Below are 6731 nucleotides of genomic sequence, written 5' to 3' on the forward strand. Positions count from 1 at the left end.
TAGGGGGAATCTCCATGTCCATCTCGACTTCTGACGCTCGCGTCGCGCCGGATATATCCGGTAAGTCACCATCCAAGTGGCTGGCGCTCGCCGTCATCGCCGTGTCGCAGCTTCTCATCGTGCTCGACGCCACGATCGTCAACATCGCCATGCCCACCGCCCAGGTCGCGCTGGACATCAGCGACGCCAACCGGCAGTGGATCATCACGGCGTACACCCTGGCCTTCGGTGGTCTTCTTCTCCTCGGCGGCCGGATCGCCGACTACACCGGCCGCAAGCGCGCCTTCATCATCGGCCTGCTCGGCTTCGCGGTGGCGTCCGCGCTGGGTGGCCTCGCCCAGAACGCCGAGACCCTGTTCGCGGCCCGTGCCCTGCAGGGTGCGTTCGGCGCGCTGATGGCCCCGGCCGCGTTGTCGCTGCTCACGGTCACCTTCACCGAGGCCAAGGAGCGGGCCCGGGCGTTCGGCGTCTACGGCGCCATCGCCGGCGGTGGCGGTGCGATCGGCCTGCTGATGGGCGGCGTCCTCACCGAGTACGCGTCCTGGCGCTGGACCCTGCTGGTCAGTGCCCCGATCGCGATCGTGGCCGCGGTGGCCGCCTTCCGGTTCGTCGGCGAGAGCCGGGCCGAGGGCAACACCCGCTACGACCTGCCCGGTGCGCTCACCTCGACGCTCGGACTGGTCTCCCTGGTGTACGGCTTCACCAAGGCCGCCAGTGACGGCTGGGACTCGGCCACCACTATCGCGTACCTGGTCGCCGCGGTCGTGCTGCTGGTCGGCTTCGTGGTGATCGAGCTGCGGTCGTCGCACCCGCTGCTGCCGATGCGCGTCATCCTCGACCGCAACCGCGGCGGCTCGTACCTCTCGGCGCTGCTGGTCGGCGCGGGCATGTTCGGCGTCTTCCTGTTCCTCACCTACTACCTGCAGCTGACGCTGGGCTACTCGGCCCTGAAGACCGGCGTGGCGTTCCTGCCCTTCACGCTCGGCATCATCCTCGGCGCCGGCTTCTCCGCCCAGATGCTCACCCGGGTCGGCCCGCGCATCCTGATGTTCGCCGGCATGCTGCTGACCGCGGCCGGCATGGTCATGCTGACCCGGATCGGCCTCGACACCGGCTTCTGGAGCCACGTCTTCCCGGCCGAAATGATCATCAGCTTCGGCATGGGCGTGGTCTTCGGCCCGATGTCCAACACGGCCCTGGTCGGCGTGGCCGACCACGACGCCGGGGTGGCCAGCGCCCTGATCAACACCACCCAGCAGATCGGCGGCTCGCTGGGAACGGCCCTGCTGAACACCATCTTCACCTCAGCGGTGGCCGGCTACATCGCCGACAACCTGACCGACCCGTCCCAGGCCCAGGCCTTGCAGGGGGTGGCCGTGGTGCACGGCTACACGGTCGCCTTCTGGGTGAGCGCCGCCGTGATCGGCGTCGCCGCCCTGGTCGCCCTCCTGCTGGTGAAGGCCAGCCGCGAGGAGGTCGCCACCACCGGCGCCACCCCGGTAGCGGTCTGACCGCGCCGACCCCGGCCGCACCGCCGGCCGGGGTCAGCCGCGGCTTTGGCCGGGGGTCAGCCGCGGTTTCGGCCGGTTTCAGCCGCGGGGGAGCAGGGCGTTGATGACGTCGGTGAGGGGGCCGATCAGGTCCTGCTCGTCGGCGGAGTCGATCGGGGTGAGATGCAGGGACGAGCGCAGCAGGGTGATGCCGAGCGCGGTGCCGAGCATGATCTGGGCCCGTAGCAGCGCCTGGTCGTCCACCGGCCGCCCGCCCGCGGCGGCGAGTTTCTGGCTGACCGCGAGCAGGATCTCCCGCCGCATGCCGTTGACGCGCTCCTCGCCCGAGGTGCGCAGCAACATCATCAGCGAGTCCTGCAGCCGGGCCTCGTCGGTGCCGGCGGTGATCTTGTTGGCCATCCGCACGGTGATCTGCTCGAGGGAGACGTTCTCCGTGTCGCGGCTGATGTCCGAGACCGCCATGCCGAGGCAGGCCTCGAACAGCCCTTCCTTCGAGGTGAAGTAGCGGTTGATCAGGGCGACATTGACGCCGGCGTCATCCGCGATGTCGCGAACGGTGGTCGCGGCGTAGCCGTCCCGGATGAACCGGATCCGGGCCACATGAAGAAGCACCTGCCGGGTCTGCGCCGCGTTCCGCCGACGACGCGGCGGCTCCGCCTCCTCCGGTCGCGCGGTCTGCGCGCTCCGCTCGCCTGACAACCTGGGCCGCCTCTCGGTCAAGAGTCTCAGCGTATCTGATCAACTCCGGCTAAGTAAGCAAGCATTTACATCTTTGGTCACCGGGTGCATGTGATCAACCACTCAGCTGCATGTAAACAACTGTTGATGTACCGTGCCGAAGTCAGCGCACGTTTACTAAGGGGCGATCGATCATGGAGCTCGGCGTCGCCGGTGGTCGCCGGACGGGTTTCGCGCTTCGCGAGTTCGTCGTGGCCGCCTCGCGGCGGTGGTGGGTCCGGGGGCTTGCCGCGCTGGTGGCCGGGGTCGTCGTGGTCGTGACGCTGCGCGGGCGTGCGCCGGAGCCGGGCGAGATCCTCGCGGCTCTGCGGGCCACCGACGCGCGCTGGTTCGCTGTCGCGGTTCTGCTGCAGCAGCTGTCGCAGGCGGCGTTCGGGCGGCAGCAGCGGGTCATGCTCGCCGCGTTCGGGGTGCGGATGTCCCGGCCGGTCGCGCTCGCCGTCGCCTATGCCCGGTCGGCGATCAGCCTGGCATTTCCGGCCGGCTCGGCGATGTCGGCCGCGTATGCCATGGGGCAGTACCGCCGCCGTGGAGCGACCGCCGCCGCGGCCGCGACGACGATGGTGCTGTCCGGTGCGGCCTCCGTCGGCGGGCTGCTGCTGGCGTATGCCGCGGTGGCCGGGTCGATGGTCGGCCTGCGGCAGCCCGCCCTGGCCGTCGTGGTGCTGCTGTGCCTGGTCGCTGTCGTGCCGGTGGTCGTCGGGGCGGTGCGCGCGCGGGTCCACCATGAGTCGCGGATCGCCGCGCGCCTGCCGGCGGCCGTCGGCCGGGTGCTTCGTGAGGTCCGGACGGTGCGGCCACGGGAACTCGGCGTGACGGTGGCATTCGCCGTACTCAATTGGCTTCTTGATCTTGCTTGTCTTGCCGCTGCGGCTCGGGGGAGTGGGCTTTCGCTCTCGGTGGCGCAGCTGGCGACCGTGTATCTCGCGGTGCAGGTGGTGCGGCAGATTCCGATCACGCCGGGGGGATTCGGGCTGATCGAGGCGAGCCTGCTTGCCGGGCTTGTTGCCGCCGGGGCTCCGCATGCCGCCGCCGCCGCGGCCGTGCTCGTCTACCGCCTCGCGTCCTGCTGGCTGGTGCTGCCGATCGGTCTGGCGTCGCACCTGGTGTTGCGCCTCGGTGGCCGGCACCCGGTCGCGAGTGTGACGTAAGCAATTGTTGACTTAACCTCGGCCGAGGCCGATAGTTAGTCAGCAAGCGTTTACATCGAGCGGTGAGGGACGTCATGACGGATACACTCGAGGCTCGCGAGGCAGCCGGCGTCGACCGGCCCCGCGGCGGCGGCATGCTGGTGCTCTACCTGTCGCTGGGCGGTCTGGCCTTCGCCGTGCTGCAGTCCCTGGTCGCCCCGGCGCTCGGCACCATCGGGCGGGACCTGGGCGCGGACACCAGCGACGTCAGCTGGGTGATCACCGCCTACCTGCTGTCGGCCTCGGTGCTGACCCCGGTCCTCGGCCGCCTCGGTGACATGGTCGGCAAGCGCAAGGTGCTCATCGCCGTGCTGGCCGTGCTGGCCATCGGCACCCTGGTCGCCGCGCTCGCGCCCAACCTGGCCGTCCTGATCGTCGCCCGGGCCCTGCAGGGCGCGGCCGGCGCGATCCTGCCGCTGTCGATTGGCATCGTCCGCGACGAACTGCCCCGCGACCGGGTCAGCGTCATCGTCGGCCTGCTGTCCGCGATCTTCGGCATCGGCGCCGGCATCGGCATCGTCGCGGCCGGCCCGATCGTCGAGCACCTCTCCTGGCACTGGCTGTTCTGGCTGCCCCTCGCCCTGGTCGTGATCGCCCTGCTCGGCGCGGTCTTCGGGATGAAGGAGTCGCCGGTCCGCACCCCCGGCCGCCTCGACCTGCTCGGCACCGGCATCCTCTCGGTCGGCCTGGTCGCGCTGCTGCTGGCGATCAGCAAGGGCCAGAGCTGGGGCTGGGGCGAGGCCAAGACGATCGTGCTGCTCGCCGTGGGCGTCGTCGCGCTGGTCGTGTTCGTCTTCGTCGAGTTGCGGGTGCGGGAGCCGCTGGTCGACATGCGGCTCATGCGGGTCCGCGGCGTCTGGGCCACCGACATCGTCTCGCTGATCCTCGGCTTCGCGATGTTCGGCACGTTCCTGCTGGTGCCGACCCTGCTGCAGCTGCCCGCGAGCACCGGCTACGGGTTCGGCAAGTCGGTGTCGCAGTCCGGCCTGTTCCTGCTGCCCACGGTCATCACGATGGTGATCTTCGGCCCGCTGGCCGGCATCCTGAACCGCAAGTTCGGCCCGAAGCTGCCGATGTTCCTGGGCACGCTGTTCGTGGTGGCCGCATTCGCGGTGCCGGCCCTGGCCCACGGCGCACTGTGGCAGGTCGTTCTGTCCGGCCTGCTGTCCGGCGCCGGCATCGGCCTGGCCTTCGCCGCCATGTCGAACGCCATCATCGAGAGCGTGCCGGCCACCCAGACCGGCGAGGCGACGAGCGTCAACACCATCGCCCGGACAATCGGCAGCAGCATCGGCACCGCGGTGGTCGCCGCCGTCATCACGTCCCACACCACCGCCCAGGGCCTGCCCACCGACGACGCCTTCACGTACGGCTTCGGCGCCTGCGCCGTGGTCGCGGTGATCGCCGTGGTCGCCGCGCTCGCCCTGCCGTCGGCCCACCGTCGGCACGAGCAGGCGGTCGAGGCGGGCGTCGGCGACCTCCCGCCGGAGCCGGCGGAGATCCACCTGCCGCACGCGCACCATCGCTGATCCTTTTCTTTTTCACCGGCCGGCGTACTTCGCTCAAGTGCGCCGGCCGGTTGCCGATGGATGCCACATGATTACTGTCCGGGCTGGAAGCACCCTCACTCTCCGCTGCTACGGCGAAGGGGTGAGCACCCGAAGCGCGGGGGTGGAATCCCTTTCGCTGATCAGCTTGGCCGAGACCTCGGCGAACTTCGTCGCGGAGCTGGCGCCGATCCCGGTGCTCAGCCTGGACGGGCCCGGCGTCCGGCGGCTCGGCGTCCTCGAACTGGTCAGCGACGCCGGCGTGACCTGGGTCGAGGCGGAGCTGCGGGCCGGCCTGCTCACCGTCCGCGGCGCCCCGCCGACCGGCATCGTCCAGCGCCGGGCCGCGGCCCGGCACACCGGCGGCTACACCGCGACCGGGACCGCCCAGATCGACGGCGGGCTGGTGGCGATGGCCGCCGAGATCGAGGACATCTCCACCGACGGCGTGCTGCTGCGCGTCACCGACCGCCCGCGGCTGCCCGAGGGAATCTCCCGGACGCTGCTGCACGTGGCCATGCCCTGGGGCCTGCTGACCGCCGCCGTCACCACCGTGGATCAGCGAGCCGACCAGCTGCGCGGCACCTTCGAGTGGATCGACCCGGCCGGCGCCGCCGCACTGCACGAGTTCTGCGCGGCCCGCTGACTCGGTCCAGCGGCGTGGCCGGGATGGTGCCGCTTGCTGCCCTTGTTCTGCGGCGTGGCCCTGGTGGCGCGGCCCGCTGACTCGGTCCAGCGGTGCGAACCAGGTGGCGCCGCCCGCTGTCGGTCCTGCGGCGTGATCTTGGTGGTGTCATCTGCTGTCTTGGTCTTGCGGCGTCGCCCCGGTGGCGCGGCCGGCTGACTCTGCCCGGCGGAGTGGCCGAGGTGGTGCCGCCCGCTGACTCTGGTCGGCGGTGCGGCCTGGTGGCGCTGCCCGCTGTCTGTCCGGCGGCGTGGTCCTGGTGGCGTCACCTGCTGACTCTGTCCGGCGGCGTGACCCAAGTGGCTCCGGGTGGCGGAGCCTAAAGTCGACGGTGTGACTCCGAAGGGGAGCGGCGCGTTCGCGGAGGTGCTTGCCCGGCTCGGGGGCGAGGCCGATCACCGCGATGCGGAGCAGGCGTTTCGGCTGGCGGGCTGGGATTCCTGCGGCGAAGGGGACTGGGCGATCGCGCTGCGTTCGCCGGACGGCGCGGCGGCTGTGCGCATCAGTCCGTTCGATCCGACCGGGCCTTACTCGGCTGCGCTCTATCGCGAGGCCGCGTCTACGCGGCAGGTCCCCGAGCTGTTCGCGCATCGGCGCCTGGCCGGGGGCGGCGACCTTCAAATCATGGAGTTTCTCCGGGCTGTCCCGGAAGACCAGGCCAACGCGTTCCAGCGGACGATCGAGGATCGGGCCGACCTCATCGAGGTCGTCCGTCGCGTCCATGAGCGAGCCCGCCGGGAGCTGCCCTGGTGCGGGCCGCTGGATCAGAACCCGGCCAACGTCATGCGGGCCGGCGACGGGCGGCTCGTGGTCACCGACCTTTTCTACGCCGACGGGCCGAACCTCTATGCGACCGCGGCTGCCGATCCCGACCTTGTCGTCGCGCGGATCCCGGAGTCCGAGCGTCGCTTCCTGACCGAGATCCCGTTCGCCACGTCCGGGCCGTGGCGTCCGGGCGAGCAGGCGGCGTTGCGGGCCGGGCTCGCGGCCGCCGACGCCCGCGCGGGACTTTGGTCCCGCTGAAAAGGGATCTGCGGCCCCGGTTTTCTCAGCTCACTCA

General features: G+C 70.9%; 6 protein-coding genes. 5 read left to right on the forward strand and 1 reads right to left on the reverse strand.

Features of this window, described 5'->3' with window-relative positions; genetic code table 11:
* The first annotated feature begins 14 nt into the window (after positions 1-14).
* The gene (locus Adu01nite_RS46060; protein WP_203735749.1) at positions 15-1511 is read left to right on the forward strand and encodes an MFS transporter; all 1497 of its coding nucleotides are present in this window, start codon (positions 15-17) and stop codon (positions 1509-1511) included.
* Between the two features lie 78 nt (positions 1512-1589).
* Here Adu01nite_RS46060 and Adu01nite_RS46065 read toward each other — a convergent pair whose 3' ends face one another.
* Positions 1590-2231: a TetR/AcrR family transcriptional regulator gene (locus tag Adu01nite_RS46065; protein WP_239133213.1), complete on the reverse strand. Its 642-nt coding sequence runs from the start codon at positions 2229-2231 to the stop codon at positions 1590-1592.
* Positions 2232-2383: 152 nt separating this feature from the next.
* Between Adu01nite_RS46065 and Adu01nite_RS46070 the strand changes: the two genes are divergently transcribed.
* From Adu01nite_RS46070 to Adu01nite_RS46085, 4 genes are all read left to right on the forward strand, one after another.
* On the forward strand, positions 2384-3400 hold the full coding sequence (locus Adu01nite_RS46070; protein WP_203735750.1) for a lysylphosphatidylglycerol synthase transmembrane domain-containing protein: 1017 nt from the start codon (positions 2384-2386) through the stop codon (positions 3398-3400).
* A gap of 74 nt (positions 3401-3474) precedes the next feature.
* The gene (locus tag Adu01nite_RS46075) at positions 3475-4968 is read left to right on the forward strand and encodes an MFS transporter (protein WP_203735751.1); all 1494 of its coding nucleotides are present in this window, start codon (positions 3475-3477) and stop codon (positions 4966-4968) included.
* Positions 4969-5089: 121 nt separating this feature from the next.
* A complete protein-coding gene (locus tag Adu01nite_RS46080; protein WP_239133214.1) occupies positions 5090-5632 on the forward strand; it encodes a hypothetical protein in 543 nt (180 codons plus the stop codon).
* Between the two features lie 372 nt (positions 5633-6004).
* On the forward strand, positions 6005-6694 hold the full coding sequence (locus tag Adu01nite_RS46085) for a hypothetical protein (protein WP_203735753.1): 690 nt from the start codon (positions 6005-6007) through the stop codon (positions 6692-6694).
* Positions 6695-6731: the final 37 nt, after the last annotated feature.

This window comes from Paractinoplanes durhamensis, assembly GCF_016862175.1.
In the GTDB taxonomy this organism is placed as follows: Bacteria; Actinomycetota; Actinomycetes; order Mycobacteriales; family Micromonosporaceae; genus Actinoplanes; species Actinoplanes durhamensis.